Raw genomic sequence first — 14699 nt, 5'->3', positions numbered from 1 at the left:
TGGCCGCGTTTCACACCGGGGCCGGGCGGCCCTCGCGCACCAGCACCCACGGTGCCGCGATGAACAGCCTGTCGGAGCAGTGCGACCAGGAGAGGGGAAAGTGGGCGTCAGCCTACTTTTGGCGGTCTTGACCCATTTTCCTGGGATGTGAACAAGATACAGCCACTTTCAGGGGTGACTCACATGGCGGACGAGCGCGAAGACACGACGATCTACAAGGTCGTCGTCAACCACGAGGAGCAGTACTCCATCTGGCCGGCGGACCGGGAGAACGCGCTGGGCTGGAAGGACGCGGGCAAGCAGGGCCTGAAGGCCGAGTGCCTCGCGTACATCAAGGAAGTGTGGACGGACATGCGTCCGCTCAGCCTGCGAAAGAAGATGGAAGAGCAGGCCCTGAAGAACTGAGGCACCCGAGTCGTGCCCGACGGACCCCGGCGACCTGGCTGGGGTCCGTGGCGGGCGGTGTCGACTCAGAGGTCCGGAGGCGGACGAACCCCCAGGTGGCACGCGCGCAACGCGAGCTGGGTGCGGTTCTCCGCCCCGAGCTTCCGGTAGAGCTGCGTGACGTGCGACTTCACGGTGCGCTCGGCGATTTGCAGATGCGCGGCGATCTTCAGGTTGTCCGCACCGCCGGAGACATACTGCAGCACCTCGCGCTCGCGCTGCGTGAGCGCCATGAGCACGCTCGCGGTGGGCGTCGTCACCGGTGGATGCTCGAAGTCGTTGCGCAGCAGCTGGACCGGGAACAGCCGCTCCCCTCGCACCAGTGAGTTGATGGCCGAGGAGACCGCGGAGGTTCCCAGCCCCTTGCGGAAGAGATACCCCGAGGCGCCCTCGTCGAAGCACTGGGAGATGATCTCCGGCACGCTCACGGCCGACAGGAGGAGCATGCGCACCTCCAGACGTCGCTTGCGCGCCTCGCGCAGCAGGTTGATGCCCTCCGTCACGGAGCATCCCAGGGATGCCTCGCCGTCTCCTTCCACATCCATCACCGCCACCTGCGGCGGATCGGTCCCGAGGCTGTCGAGGAACAAGCGCGCATCCCTCGTCACCGAGGTCACGCTCACGCCCTCACCACGAAGACCGTCGGCGATGTTCTCCCACATCACGAACGGCCCTTCGAGAATGGATACACGAATCGCAGCTTGATTAGTTGCCATGCGAAGGCCCCCCAGCCGCCATGGCGAAACAACTTGTACTAGCGTGTTGACTGCTTCCGACCTCGGGACTGCTCGGTCAGCGGGATGAGGCTTCCAGGTCGAGCTTGCGCGTCCGCTGAACCACTCCGGGGTCGGTCCGATGATGCACGACCTGACTCCGTGACTGCTTTTCACTCCTCACAACTGGTGACGTCCTTCCGGGCTCCACCTCCGCTGGAGCCAGCTCCAGGTCCAACGTCACCAATACCCTAACACCGGGGAAGCGCAGAGGCGAAGCCGACCCTGGACAGAGTGTCAAGTGTGCGCGAATCCGATGGGATTCGGCCACCGCGTCCGTTGGTTCGTCATCGCTGTCGTTGGAATGACAAGCCCTTCCGTCCAACAGCCGATATCCGCCGGGCCCTGGCACGTGGTCGGCTGTCCACCATGCGACAGCGGGTGATGTCCGGAATCGTCGCAGGGCCTGCCCCAGGTGACGACGGGAGATGGGTCCTCGGCGTGTATGCTGGGTAGCGGACATGAGGACCGCACCCAGCCCGCATCTCGCCGTGGCCACGCCGGAGCGCGTGGCGCTCTCCCTGCCCGTGGCCGGAATCGGCTACCGGTGCCTGGCGTGGTTGGTGGACGCCAGCCTGCTCTTCTTCCTCTGGGTGGTGGCGTACTTCGTCTTCACGCTGCTGGTGTCGGACGTGCTGGGGGTGTTCCAGGGGCTGTCGAGCCTGGGGCAGACGCTGCTGGTGGTGGGCGTGTTCGCCACCCAGTGGCTGTACTGGACGCTGGGCGAGGTCTTCTTCCACGGGCAGACGCCGGGCAAGCGCGCGCTGGGCATCCGCGTGGTGCGCCTGGACGGCTCGCCGGTGGGCCTCTACGAGAGCGCCGTGCGCAACCTGTGCCGCGCGGTGGACTTCCTGCCCGGCGTCTACGCGGTGGGCTGCATCAGCCTCCTGCTCACGCCCAGGCATCAGCGGCTGGGAGACGTGCTGGCCGGCACGGTGCTGGTGCGCGAGGAGCGCATCGACCTGGACAAGTACACGCAGCCGGCGTCCCAGGCGACGAGCGGCGCCGCGCCTTCGACGACGCGGGCGCTGAAGCCCGACGAGGTGGAGCTGGTGCTGGCGTTCCTCACGCGCGCGCCGGGCCTGGCGCCCGACGTGCGGCTCCGGATGGGCGCGCGGATGGTGGAGAAGCTGGGCGGCCTGACGGACGCGGAGCGCGACGGGGTGCTCGCGTCCTCCACGTCCATCGAGGCCCACCTGCGCGGCCTCGTGCGGACGGAGCGCTGAGGATGGCCCAGGCGCTGACGGCGTTCGTCGCCCAGAAGCGGGAGGGCTGGAAGTCGCTGGAGGGGCTGCTCGAGCGCCAGCGCGCGGGCACGCTGACGCTGGACGAGCTGCGCACGCTGGACACGCTGTACCGCCGCGCGACCTCGGACCTGGCGCTCGCGCAGACGTTCTACCCGGACACCGACGCGCACCGCTTCCTCAACCAGCTCTGCGCGCGCGCGTATGCGGCCATCTACCAGCCTCCGCGCGAGCGCTGGGCCGCGGTGCGAGGCTTCTTCCGCCGCGACTTCCCGCGCACGCTGCGCCGCGAGCTGGGCTTCGTGGGCGCGAGCGCCGCGCTGTTCTGCCTGGGACTGCTGCTGGGCGCGCTGGTGGTGCTGTGGGAGCCACGCGGCGCGGAGCTGCTGGTGCCCTCGGGCGTGCGTCAGTACGTGGCCCAGGGGCGCATGTGGACGGACGACATCCTGTCGGTGGCGCCGCCCAACTCCGTGTCCTCCGGCATCGCCACCAACAACCTCACCGTCACCATCCTCACCTTCGCGATGGGCATCTTCGCGGGGCTGGGGACGATGTTCATCCTGGTGAACAACGGCGTGCAGATTGGCGCCATCTCCGCGCTGTGCATCCGCGAGGGCATGACGGTGGGCTTCCTGGACTTCATCGCCGCGCACGGGCCGGTGGAGCTGTCCATCATCGTCATCGCCGGGGGCGCGGGGCTGATGGTGGGCCAGGCGCTGGTGGCCCCCGGGGAGCTGCCCCGGAGCCAGGCGTTGGCCCTGCGCGGACGCGAGGCGGTGAAGCTGGTGCTGGGGTGCGCGCCCTTCCTGGCCTGCATCGGCGTGGTGGAGGGCTACGTGTCCCCGGGCGACCTGTTCCCCACGTGGGCCAAGGCCGCGCTGGGCCTGTCCCTGGGGGGCCTGTTCTGGGCCTACCTGCTGCGGGCCGGCAGGACCGACGCCGACACCACGGACGCGCCCGAGGTGAGCGCCTCCTGACGCTTGCGCTGCTGGTGGCGGAGGATGCGCTCGTAGGCCACGTTCAGCTCGCGCATCTTCTCCGCGGAGCCGCCCCGGTCCGGGTGACGCTCCATGGCCAGCGCGTGGTAGCGCGCGCGCACCTTGTCCGCCGAGTCCAGCGGCGACACGCCGAGCAGCTGGTAGGGGTCCTGGTCCTCGATGGCGGACAGCCAGCGCTCCAGCCGGTCCTTCACCTCGATGAACTGCTCGTCCCGGGCCCCGGTGTCCTTCACGGGGTGGGTGCGCACCTTGGCGTCCGCCCGGAACACCTCGGAGTAGGTACTGGAGACCCAGCGGTGGCAGCCGGAACACCGGAAGTAGCGAATCCGGTTCCCCATCTGAAGGGTCATCCGGATGCCGCAGTGGGTACACTCCACCTCGACGTTCTCCAGTGTCCGCCAGCTCGAAGCCACCGCGTTCATCGGCCCTTGCTCCCGTCAGCAACAGTCCTGTAGCACCGCCAAGCTCCCACGTCGGGAGATCGCGTCAAGAAAATCTCCACCGCGCCCCGCCGGACCCCCGGCCTTTCGGATAGAACCCACAGCATGAGCCCCCTGCTCGTCGCCGGACTGCTGCTCGCCGCCGCCCCGGCCCGGCCCCCGGCCGCCCAGGCCCGTCCCGCCACCGAATCGACCCGGCCCGCCCCGGAGCCGTCCGCCCCCGCCCCCCAGGCCGTGCCCGGCGACGACGCCGCCTTCCTGCGCGCCCTGCTGTGGGCCGCCCGTCCCGCGCCGGAGGAGATTCGCGCCATCGCCGTGGAGGACCTGGCCCTGCTGGGGGACCCTCGCGCCCTGGACTCGCTGGCCATCCACCTGTGGGACCCCAACCCCCGCACCCAGCAGGCCGTGCTGCGCGCGGTGGCGCTGTTCCAGCATCCCCGGGCCGAGGAGATCCTCGGCAACGTGGTGCGCCACCCCCGCATGCCGGACGCGCTGAAGATCCAGGCCCTCAACGGACTCATCTTCCAGCGCACCGCCTCCGCCCGGCGCACCCTGCAGGACGCCACCACGGACGCGCGCCTCACCTCCGCCGTGCAGAACGCGGCCCGCGCCGTGGCCGCCCAGTGGGAGGCCCCCTCCACCGCCGCGCCCTGACCCCCGCCCTGCGGGCAGGCGGGCTCCCGGGGCCGATTCCTGGAGAAGTCGCGGTCCTGCGCTAGACTCCCGGCGCATGAAGATCACTCCGCTCGACATCCGGCAGAAGCGGTTCGACACGGCGCTGCGCGGCTTCTCCCGCCGCGAGGTCGAGGCCTACCTCGAGCTGATCGCCGGCGAGTTCGAGGAGGTGGTGAAGGAGAACATCGCGCTCAAGGAGGAGCTCAAGCGCACGCAGCTCAAGCTCGAGCAGCATCAGGAGCGTGAGCGCACCCTCCAGGAGACGATGGTCACCGCGCAGCGCATCAGCGAGGACCTCCAGTCCGCCGCCAAGAAGGAGGCGGAGATCATCATCGCGGACGCCGAGCACCAGGCGGAGAAGATCGTCCACGGCGCGCACCAGCGGCTGGTGCAGGTGGTGGAGGACATCAACGAGCTGAAGCGTCAGCGCACCCAGTTCGAGTCGCAGGTGCGCTCGGTGCTGGACGCGCACCAGAAGCTGCTGGAGACCTTCAAGGCCCCCGCCTTCGCGGACCGCGACTACGCCCGCGTCGAGGACAACGTGGCCTACCTGTCCCAGAAGAAGGCCACCGTCAGCGAGTAGCGCCGTGGCCCCGCCCTGGCTGAAGTCCCTGCCGGACGGCGTGGAGCTGGCGCTGCTCATCCAGCCCCGCGCCTCGCGCACCCGCGTCGTCGGCGAGCATGACGGGCTGTTGAAAATCCAGCTCGCCGCTCCGCCCGTGGATGGAGAGGCCAACGCCGCCCTGCTCGAGTTCCTGGGCAAGCAGCTGGGTGTCCCTCGGAGGCAGGTGAGGCTCGTGGCCGGTGACGCATCGCGCCGCAAACGCGTGCACGTGGTCGGCATTGATGCGGCGCGGACCGAGGCTGTTATGTCTGGGGCCTAGCGAGGCCCCCGCATGCGCCACCTGCTCGTCCTGCTGCTGTTGCTTTGGGCCATGCCTCGGGCGTGGGCCCAGGGCCTGGTCGAAGGCTCCGTCTCCCATCCCCACGGCGCGGGCGACGCGCTCGTGGACAACGTGGTGCTCGTCCCCCATGCCCGGCCTCCCCAGGTCGTCGGCGAGGTGACGACGAAGCGCTTCCGCATCCTCCACACGGCCGCGGCCACCGGGGCGGCCCGGGAGCTGGCGGGGCAGATTGAAGCGGTGCGTGACGGCTTCGGCGGCATCCTCGGGCGGGACTGGCCGGGGGTGACGGAGGTGCGGCTGGGCGTGGGGCGCGACGAGTTCGACGCGCTGGCGCTCCCCGGCGGCAAGCCCCCGGGCTGGGCGGTGGCGCTCGCCTACCCCGCCCATCAAATCATCCTGCTGGACGCGCTGAGCCTGAACGCGCCGGACGGGCAACAGACGCTGCGGCACGAGCTGGCGCACGTGGCGCTGGGACAGCTCGCGCGCGACTGGCCGCGCTGGTTCCAGGAGGGCGTCGCGCAGAACGTCACCGGAGAGCGCTTCTCGCTCACGCACTACTCCGCCCTCTTCCGCGCGGTGACGCAGGAGCGCGTCTTCCACTTCGAGGACCTGTCCGACGACTGGCCGGACCTGCCCGCCGACGTGGAGATTGCGTATGCCCAGAGCGCCGCCTTCGTCGCGCACCTGGGCACCCGCTACGGCGCCCACGCCATGGGGCAGCTCGTGGACGGGGTGCGCGCGGGCGAGCCCTTCGAGACGGCCTTCGGCAAGGCCTTCCACACGTCACTGGACGTGGAGGAGGCCGGCTGGCGCGACGGGCTCGCGGCCCGCTACGGCTGGCTGCCGCTCACCACCAGCTCCGCGCTCCTGTGGCTGACGGCCTCCGTGCTGTGCGTGGCCGCGTACGCGCGCCGCCGCCGGCAGAAGAACCTGCGCCTGGCCGAGATGGCCGCCCAGGAGGCCGCGGACGAGGCCGCCCTGCGGCTGATGCTCGTCGCCCAGCAGCAGGCGGCCGAGGCCAATGCCACGCCCCTGCCCGCCCCCGAGGACGGCGCGCCCCCCGGCGAGGTGTACTGGACGGGCGCGCCACCCGCGCCGGAGCCCGAGCACGCCGACAGCGCCCCCCACGCGGAGTCGCCCTCGGGCGAGTTCGGGATGGGACCGGAGGGTGAGGCTCCGGACACGGACGGCGAGGACCCGCGCGCCCGCACGCTCAAGCCCACCCTGCATTGAAGCGCCCGGGGCATCTGGACCTTCGGACACCTCTACAAGCCGAACCCGGAAGTTTTTACCGTCCCAGGCACCTCCACGCCACACTCCACCCGGCCAAGTGGCTGGAATTGCTGGAGGGCGCGGGTCTCAGGCGCTGGCAACCGCCTTGCTATAGCTCCCGATGCGATGCGGAAGGCACCGGACATGAGCGAGCGGGGACGCAAGGCAGCGGGGTTGGCGAGGTTCTTCCGCCAGCAGCCGGACCGAATCGCTGCGCTGTGGCGGCGGATGCGGATGACGGCACACGACTCGGATGGCTCGCAGGCGCCGCTGAGCCAGCTGGACGGACTGGTGGAGCCCTTCGTCCGGGAGCTGGGCGTGATGCTGGAGGGGGACGACACGAGCCCCTGGAGCCGCACGAAGGCGGTGCTGCGGCTGTCGCCGGAGCGTGGCGCGCGCGCCCTGCACGAGGAGTTCTCGGCGCTGCGGCGCTGTCTGGTGGATGCCGCGGAGGTGCTGGGCGGCGGGGATGGGGAGAAGGAGCGCATCAACCGCGCCGTGGACGAGGCGGTGGACTCGGCGGTGGCGCTGCTCCAGCGGCTCAGGGATTCGAGGGTGGAGGGGCCCAGGGTACCCTTCGGGGGATTGGTGGTGGAGTACTTCGAGCGGCCGTCGCGCGTCAGGCACGTGCCGCCCGGCTCGAGGGATGGACGCACCGCGATGCATTGAGTGAGGGGTGGTCGGGTTTGCCGACCCGTTCGGCTTGACGCTCCAGACTGGGAGGGTCCGAGGCCGGCGGGAGGGAGCGTGCCAGGGGTGGGGACCCCGTGGCGCGCCTTATGGGGACGCGTGCTCCCGCTGGGGAGTGGTGAGCGCGCATCGCGAGCCGCTGGCAAGACGCGTGGATGGGGGTCCGCGCGACTCGCCGGTCGGACGGGTCGGCATTGTTGTCGTGGGGGCTGTTTCGTGGGGGCAGTGAGATAGCGCGTGGGACCGCGGGGGGAGCGTCTACGGGGGTGGGCGCTCCTCCCGCGTTGCTTTTCAGTGGGCGTCCGCCCAGCTCTTCCCCGCGCCGACGTCCACCTTCAGCGGCACCTTGAGCGAGGCGACGCCCGCCATGCCGCGCGCCACCAGCGCCTTCACCTGCTCCACCTCGGCGTCCGGCGCCTCCAGCAGGAGCTCGTCGTGCACCTGCAGGAGCAGCACGGTGGAGAGCTTCTGGGCGCGCAGCTCCTCGTCCACCACCAGCATGGCCTTCTTGATGAGGTCCGCGGCGGTGCCCTGGATGGGCATGTTGATGGCGGCCCGCTCGGCGGCCTGCGCCACGCCCCGGTTCTTGGAGTTCAGGTCCGCCATGTAGCGGCGCCGGCCGTACAGCGTCTCCACGTAGCCCGTCTTGCGGGCCGTGTTGACGGTCTCCTCCAGGTAGCGGCGGATGCCCGCGTAGCGGATGAAGTAGCGCTCGATGATGTCGCGCGCCGTCTCCTGGGGGATGCCCAGGCGCGTGGACAGGCCGTGCGGTGACAGGCCGTAGGCGATGCCGAAGTTCACCATCTTCGCCACGCGGCGCTGCTCGCGGTCCACCTGGTCCGGCGCCACGCCGAAGACCTCGGCGGCGGTGCGGCTGTGCACGTCCTCGTCGTTGCGGAACGCCTCCACCAGCACGGCGTCGTCGGCGATGTGCGCCAACAGCCGCAGCTCCACCTGGCTGTAGTCCGCGCTCACCAGTTGGTGGCCCGGGGCCGCCACGAAGGCGCGGCGGATCTCCCGCCCCAGCTCCGTGCGCACGGGGATGTTCTGGAGGTTGGGGTCGGTGGAGGACAGGCGGCCCGTGGCGGTGGCGGCCTGGTGGTACGTGGTGTGGATGCGGCCGTCCGCGGCCACCAGCGTGGGCAGCGTGTCCAGGTAGGTGCTCTTGAGCTTGGACAGGCTGCGGTACTCGATGATGGCGTTGGGCAGCGGGTGCTCCTCGGCCAGCTTCTCCAGCACCTCCTGGTCCGCGGACGGCCCCGTCTTGCCGCGCTTGATGATGGGCAGCTTCAGGTCGGTGAAGAGCACCTGCACCAGCTGCGGATTGGAGCCGATGTTGAACTCGCGTCCGGCGTGCTTGTAGACCTCCTTCACCTGCGACTCGACGGCCGCGTCCACCTTGACGGAGATGCGCGCGAGCTCCTGGGTGTCCAGGCTCACACCCCGCCGCTCCATGCGCGCGAGGATGGGCAGCAGCGGCAGCTCCAGCTTCTGGGCCAGCTCCGACAGCTTCGCCTCGTCCAGCTCCTTCCACAGCTCGGGGGCGAGCCTGCGCGCGGCCTCGGCGCGCACCGCGAAGCCCAGCGCCAGCTCCTCCGGTGAGTGGTCCGCCAGCGCGCGGTCCTTCTTGCCGCGCCGCCCTTCGGCCGCGGGGGGCAGCGCGGGCAGCTCGGTGACGAGCCGCTCGCGCGCCAGGTCCGCCAGCGCGTGCTCGCGCCGCGAGGGGTTGAGCAGGTAGCTCAAGAGTTCCACGTCGTCGTGCGCGCCCGTGAGGTCGATGCCCTCGTTGGCGAGCACCAGGGTGAGCGCCTTGAGGTCATGGCCGCCCTTCTTCACCGCGGCGTCCTCGAGCACGGCCTTGAAGGCGGCGGCGAAGGCGTCCGGGCGCACCTGGGTGGCGCCCAGGACATCGTGGCGCAGCGGCACGTAGCGGGTGCTCGCGTCCGGCAGGGCCACGCCCAGGCCCACCAGCCTCGCGGCGAAGGGCAGACCCTCGTAGGCCGGCACCAGGCTCACCGAGCCCGCCGCGCGCACGGCCTGGGCCAGCGCCTGGAGCTCCTCGTCCGTGGTGACGAGCGCGGTGGTGGTGGGCAAGGGCGCGGGCTTCTCCTTCACGGGCTCGGAGGCGCCCGGCGCTCCGCCCTGCCCCGCCTGCGGCAGCTCCTTGAGCAGCGCGTAGAACTCCAGCTCGGTGAACAGCTCCCGGGCGCGCGTGGCGTCCAGTTCCTTGCGGGTCAGCTCCGCCACACGGACCTCCAACGGCAGGTCCGTCTTGAAGCTGACCAGTTGCCGGGCGCGCAGCAGGCTCTCGCGGTGCGAGGCGAGGTTCTCGCGAATCTTCGGCTTCTTCACCTCGTCCAGCCGCGACAGCAGCGTGTCCACGTCACCGAACTGCTGGATGAGCTCCGTGGCCGTCTTCGGGCCGATGCCCGGCACCTTGGCCACGTTGTCCACCGCGTCGCCGATGAGCGCCAGGTAGTCGCGCATCTGCCTCGGTTCGATGCCCAGCCGCTCCTTCACGTCCTCGGGCCGGGTGTGCACGTCCTTCATCGGGTCGAACAGGCGCACGTCCTCGTCGACGATCTGGATGAAGTCCTTGTCCCCGGTGACGACCTGGACGCAGAAGCCCTCCGCCTTGGCCTTCTGCGCGAGCGTGCCGATGACGTCGTCCGCCTCCCAGCCCGGCATCTCCAGGATGGGCAGGTTGAGCGCCTCCACCACGCGGCGGATGAGCGCGAACTGGGGCACCAGGTCCTCGGGAGGCCCCTCGCGGTTCGCCTTGTACGTGGGGTCGATCTTCTGGCGCTCCACGCGGCTCTCCTTGTCGAAGGCGAGCGCGACGTGGGTGGGCTTCAAGTCCCTCAGGGACTTGAGCACCATGCGCGTGAAGCCGAGCACGGCGTTGGTGGGCACGCCCTTGCTCGTCGTGAGCGGCGGAATCGCGTGGTAGGCGCGGAAGATGAAGCCGGACGCGTCGATGAGGACCAGGGTGGGCGCGGAGCGCGGGGGGCTGGTGTCGGCCATGCCCCCGTGCCTAGCGCGCCCGTCCCTCCCTGTCCATGTCGCGCGCTAGTTGCACTTCCACTCCCGCTTCTTCGCCTCGACCATCTCCTCCACGCCGTCGCCCTTGACGGCCAGGTCCAGCACCGCCGCCAGGTCCGGACAGCCGCCGGCGCCACGGAAGGTGTTGAGCGCCAGCGTCGAGCAGAAGCCCGCCGCCTTGTTGAGGTCCGCGTTGCCCGCATAGAAGCTGAAGCCCAGCTTCCACACCCGGCACGCGCGGCGGTTGTCCTCGCGGTCCGCCCAGTGCCGGCCGCGCTGATAGGCCTTGTCCGCCATGTCCTGGAGGATGCTGCGCCGGTAGAACGACGGCTTGGACTCGGCCAGGTCGAGCATCAGCGACTTGTCCACCTCCAGCGCCTCGCGCAGCGGCTCCGACGCCTTCTCCGGGTCATCCGCGGCCAGGTAGCTCTGGCCACCCTTGAAGAGCTGATCCACCGTGGACATGGTCTTCATCATCTCGTCCGCGGCCCCGTGCAGCGCCGAGGACTCGTAGTTGGCGCGCAGCTTCTGCAGCGTGGCCAGCGCCTCGCTGCCGCGGCCGGACCAGTAGTCCATCATCGCCGCCTGCATCAGCTTGTTGGGGTAGCGCTGCTTCACCGCCTCCAGCACCACCATCTTCGGGTCCGTGGGCAGGTTCTCCTGGTTGAGCACCTCGGCCACCGGGCACGTCCACGGGACGGAGTTCGGATCCAGCTTCTGGCGCGAGATGAGGAACTTCACGAACAGGGGGTCCTTCGGCCGCCACTCGTTGCGGCGCAGGCGCCCGTCCAGCTTCAGCGTGTAGCCCAGGGGCGGCTGCAGGTCCTCGCGCGGCTGGTTCTGGCACCACACCGCCATGTACGTCTGGCAGCGCGGCACCGCGGCGCTCCACTGCGAGTTGTTCAGGTAGCGCTTGCAGTCATCCAGCGCGCGCTTCGTCACCTGCTCGGCCGCCTCGCTCGCCTTCGAGCGCGCGCGGCGGAAGTACTCGCTCTCACGCGGAATCTTGCGGAACGACGCCAGGGCCTCCTCGGGCTTGAGGCGCTGCACCAGCTTCTCGCCCGTGGAGAAGTTCTCGTACGCCTCCTTCTCCAGCTTGATGCGGCGGATGAGGGTGTTGGCGTCCGTGTTGATGGGGTCCAGGTCCAGCACCTGCGAGCAGATCTGCTCGGCCTTGGCCCAGTTGGGCGCGCCCAGCTCGCTGGACGCGAAGGAACGACACTCGCTGAGCAGGTCGGCGATCTGCTGAGCGGGGTCCACCTGCACGCCCGGGCCCATGGGACCGTCCGTCTGCGCGGGCGTGGAGGGCAGCATCACCTTCACCACGCCGGCCACGAGCAGCACCGCCACCAGGCCGCCGCCGGCCACCATCAGCTTCTTGCGCCGCGCGGCCTCCGGGTCTCCACCGCCGTTGCCGGCGTCTCGCCGCCGGGAGGGCGGAGGCGCGCCCGCGCCACGCCGCGAGGGCACCGCGGCGTCCTCCTGAGGCGCCTCGAAGGTCAGCTCGATGACGCCGAACTGGAGCTGGTCCCCGGGCTGGAGTTCCACCGGCTCCGGGCCCAGCGGGTCTCCGTTGAGCAGCGTGCCATTGGCGCTGCCCAGGTCGCGCACCAGGACGCCCCGGCCCGTGGCCTCGAGTTCCGCGTGCTTCCGGCTGACGGAGTCGTCCTCCAGGATGATGGCCGCCGGAGGCAGCCGCCCCACCAGCACCTTGCCCTTGAGCGGGTACGTCTTGCCGGCCCACGGCCCCACGGTGCCCCGCAGCAGCGGACCGCTCGCGCCCCCCCCTCCCGCGGGCTTCGGACGCTTCGCCAGCGCCCCACCCTGAGGAGGAGCCCCGGCGGGCTTCGACTTCACGCTGGGCAGGGCCCGCGTCGCGCGCGCCCCACCGCCCTCGCCGCCGACGGGCATGGGCGGCTCGGAGCCGGCGGACTTCGCGGCGCGCCGCGCACCGGACGCGCGGGAGGGCGCGGCCTTGAGCGTCAGCGTGTAGTCGCCGAGCACCACCTCGGTCTGGGGCGTGAGCGCGGTGGGCTCCGCGATGGCCTCGCCATTCACGAAGGTGCCGTTGGCGCTCCCCAGGTCCTCGATGAAGACGGTGCCCGCCTCCGTGAAGACGCGCGCGTGCGTGCGCGACACGCCGCCCTCGGTGAGCAGGATGTCACAGCCCTGCTGGCGGCCCAGCTTCAGCTCGCCGACGACTTCGTGCTCGTTCTCCGTACCGTCGGGCAGACGGACGACCAGTGTGGCCATGGCGCGTCAGTCCTCGCGGAAGATGCTCATGTTGACGGGGATGCCCTTGCGCTGAAGCTCGTCGTAGAACTTCGGCACGAAGCCCGACGCCACGAAGCGGCCACGCACCTTGTGGTCCTCCGTGAAGCCGTCCTGCTTGTAATAGAAGATGTCCTGGAGCGTGACGATGTCGACCTCCATGCCGGACACCTCCGTGACGTAGCAGATCTTCCGCGTTCCGTCGGAGAAGCGCGTCTGCTGGACGATCATGTGCACGGCGCTGGAGATCTGTTCGCGGATGGCCTTCACCGGCAGGTCCATGCCGGACATGAGCACCATCGTCTCCAGCCGGGCGATGGCGTCGCGCGGCGTGTTGGCGTGCAGCGTGGTGAGCGAGCCGTCGTGGCCCGTGTTCATCGCCTGGAGCATGTCCAGCGTCTCACCCGAGCGGCACTCGCCCACGACGATGCGGTCCGGACGCATGCGCAGGCAGTTCTTCACCAGGTCGCGGATGGTGATGGCGCCCTTGCCTTCCAGGTTGGGCGGCCGGCTCTCCAACTGCACCCAGTGGTCCTGGGGCAGCTGCAGCTCCGCGGCGTCCTCCACCGTGACGATGCGCTCGTCGTCGGGGATGAAGGCGCTGATGATGTTGAGCGTCGTCGTCTTGCCGGAGCCGGTGCCGCCGGAGATGACGATGTTGCGCCGGGCCTTGACGCACATCTCCAGGAACTCGGCCATCTGCGCCGTCAGCGTCTTGTACTTGATGAGGTCCTGGATCTTCAGCGAGTCCTTCTTGAACTTGCGGATGGTGATGCAGGGACCCTTCAGCGCCAGCGGCGGGATGATGGCGTTGACGCGGCTGCCGTCCTTGAGGCGCGCGTCCACCAGCGGGCTGGACTCGTCGATGCGCCGGCCGATGGGCGCGACGATTCGCTCGATGACGCCGAGCACCGCCTGGTTCGAGGAGAACGTCTTCTCCGACAGCGTCAGCTTGCCCTTGCGCTCGATGTAGATCTGGTTGGCGTGGTTCACCATGATCTCGCTGATCTCATCCGACGCGAGGAACGCCTCCAGGGGCCCCAGGCCCAGCGCCTCGTTGATGACGTCGGTGAGCAGCTCCTCCCGGTCCACGTCCTCCGGGAGCTCACCATCGGCCTCCATCTGGTCGATGATGTCGCGGATGGCCTTCTCGGTGCGACGCCACAGCTCGTCGTCACCCAGCCGGTCCATGTCCATGCGACGCAGGTCGAGGTACTCGATGAGCCGGTCGTGGATCTCCTTCTGGAGCCGCGTGTAGCGCTCCACCCGGGGGTCCACCTTCTTCTTGTTCTTCGCCAGCGCGGACGCCATGGACGCGGGCATGCGGCCCGCGGCGGGCTGGGGGGGCGGCGGAGGCGGCGGCTCCTCCTCGTAGGGCTCCTCGTCCTCGTACTGCTCCTCCTCGGGGTAGCCCTCCTCCTCACCCTGGTCGTCGTAGGCCTCTTCCTCCTGGCCCGCGCGCGTCATCGCCGGACCCGCGTCCTCCAGCGGCTCCACGTTGATGATGTAGTCGCCGATGTAGATCTGGTCCGTCGGCTTGAGCACCTGCGGCGCGGCGATCTTCTTGCCGTTCACGAAGGTGCCGTTCGTGGACTTCATGTCCACGATGATGCACTTGCCATCCTTGGCGACGATGCGGGAGTGGTACTTCGAGACATTGCCCTTCGCGAGCATGATGTCATTGCCGGGCAGCCGACCGATGGTGATCTCCGGCTTGTGGTACTCACGCTGCTCGGTCCCGCCGCCCTTTTCCGCGAGGGTGATCAAAAACATGGGGCTGATGCTACCAAGCGCCCCTTCCACCTCAAAGCGTCGGTCGCAGCCGAATGCCCGCCCGCAAAGCCGACGGGCCGGCTCCCGCCCCCGGAAGGGAAGGAAACCGGCCCGTGACGGGGCCCCAGGTGGGCCCCGGTGCCCCTGGGCGCCGGCGGAGCGGCGCCCGCGG

13 protein-coding genes are annotated in these 14699 nt (G+C 70.0%); 8 read left to right on the top strand and 5 right to left on the bottom strand.

Features of this window, described 5'->3' with window-relative positions; genetic code table 11:
• Window positions 1–183 precede the first annotated feature (183 nt).
• On the top strand, window positions 184–405 hold the full coding sequence (locus AC6JA9_RS19145; RefSeq protein ID WP_046713356.1) for an MbtH family protein: 222 nt from the start codon (window positions 184–186) through the stop codon (window positions 403–405).
• Between the two features lie 65 nt (window positions 406–470).
• Here AC6JA9_RS19145 and fruA read toward each other — a convergent pair whose 3' ends face one another.
• On the bottom strand, window positions 471–1160 hold the full coding sequence (fruA, locus tag AC6JA9_RS19140; RefSeq protein ID WP_046713355.1) for a response regulator transcription factor FruA: 690 nt from the start codon (window positions 1158–1160) through the stop codon (window positions 471–473).
• 518 nt (window positions 1161–1678) lie between these two features.
• Between fruA and AC6JA9_RS19135 the strand changes: the two genes are divergently transcribed.
• A complete protein-coding gene (locus AC6JA9_RS19135) occupies window positions 1679–2443 on the top strand; it encodes an RDD family protein (RefSeq protein WP_497960366.1) in 765 nt (254 codons plus the stop codon).
• Window positions 2444–2445: 2 nt separating this feature from the next.
• Window positions 2446–3438, top strand: coding sequence for a stage II sporulation protein M (locus AC6JA9_RS19130; RefSeq protein WP_497960365.1), 993 nt, complete (start codon window positions 2446–2448; stop codon window positions 3436–3438).
• On the opposite strand, the gene AC6JA9_RS19125 is transcribed toward AC6JA9_RS19130, so the two are convergent.
• A complete protein-coding gene (locus tag AC6JA9_RS19125) occupies window positions 3372–3881 on the bottom strand; it encodes a J domain-containing protein (RefSeq protein ID WP_223751592.1) in 510 nt (169 codons plus the stop codon). The two genes, AC6JA9_RS19130 and AC6JA9_RS19125, sit on opposite strands and share 67 nt — an antisense overlap.
• 123 nt (window positions 3882–4004) lie before the next feature.
• On the opposite strand from AC6JA9_RS19125, the gene AC6JA9_RS19120 reads away from it, so the two are divergent.
• The 5 genes from AC6JA9_RS19120 to AC6JA9_RS19100 all read left to right on the top strand — a co-directional run bounded on the left by AC6JA9_RS19120 (window position 4005) and on the right by AC6JA9_RS19100 (window position 7420).
• Window positions 4005–4553 carry a HEAT repeat domain-containing protein gene (locus tag AC6JA9_RS19120; protein ID WP_223751591.1) on the top strand — a complete coding sequence of 183 codons (549 nt, stop codon included), beginning with the start codon at window positions 4005–4007 and terminating at the stop codon, window positions 4551–4553.
• A 76-nt stretch (window positions 4554–4629) separates the two neighbouring features.
• Complete coding sequence (locus AC6JA9_RS19115; RefSeq protein WP_046713350.1) at window positions 4630–5157, top strand: DivIVA domain-containing protein; 528 nt, start codon at window positions 4630–4632, stop codon at window positions 5155–5157.
• Window positions 5158–5161: 4 nt separating this feature from the next.
• The gene (locus tag AC6JA9_RS19110) at window positions 5162–5458 is read left to right on the top strand and encodes a DUF167 domain-containing protein (RefSeq protein WP_223751590.1); all 297 of its coding nucleotides are present in this window, start codon (window positions 5162–5164) and stop codon (window positions 5456–5458) included.
• A 12-nt stretch (window positions 5459–5470) separates the two neighbouring features.
• The gene (locus tag AC6JA9_RS19105; RefSeq protein WP_223751589.1) at window positions 5471–6712 is read left to right on the top strand and encodes a peptidase MA family metallohydrolase; all 1242 of its coding nucleotides are present in this window, start codon (window positions 5471–5473) and stop codon (window positions 6710–6712) included.
• 165 nt (window positions 6713–6877) lie between these two features.
• Window positions 6878–7420 carry a hypothetical protein gene (locus tag AC6JA9_RS19100; RefSeq protein WP_223785763.1) on the top strand — a complete coding sequence of 181 codons (543 nt, stop codon included), beginning with the start codon at window positions 6878–6880 and terminating at the stop codon, window positions 7418–7420.
• A 312-nt stretch (window positions 7421–7732) separates the two neighbouring features.
• Here AC6JA9_RS19100 and polA read toward each other — a convergent pair whose 3' ends face one another.
• Genes polA through AC6JA9_RS19085 form a run of 3 tightly spaced genes read right to left on the bottom strand, consistent with a single transcriptional unit; the run spans window position 7733 to window position 14527 of the window.
• Complete coding sequence (gene polA, locus AC6JA9_RS19095; RefSeq protein WP_497960364.1) at window positions 7733–10465, bottom strand: DNA polymerase I; 2733 nt, start codon at window positions 10463–10465, stop codon at window positions 7733–7735.
• 45 nt (window positions 10466–10510) lie between these two features.
• Window positions 10511–12736 carry an FHA domain-containing protein gene (locus AC6JA9_RS19090; protein WP_267696492.1) on the bottom strand — a complete coding sequence of 742 codons (2226 nt, stop codon included), beginning with the start codon at window positions 12734–12736 and terminating at the stop codon, window positions 10511–10513.
• Between the two features lie 6 nt (window positions 12737–12742).
• Window positions 12743–14527, bottom strand: coding sequence for a TadA family conjugal transfer-associated ATPase (locus tag AC6JA9_RS19085; protein WP_223751585.1), 1785 nt, complete (start codon window positions 14525–14527; stop codon window positions 12743–12745).
• Between the last annotated feature and the right edge of the window lie 172 nt (window positions 14528–14699).

The organism is Myxococcus sp. MH1 (assembly GCF_059738865.1).
Note: the sequence above shows the minus strand (reverse complement) of the source record. Positions and strands in the feature narration are given on the sequence as shown.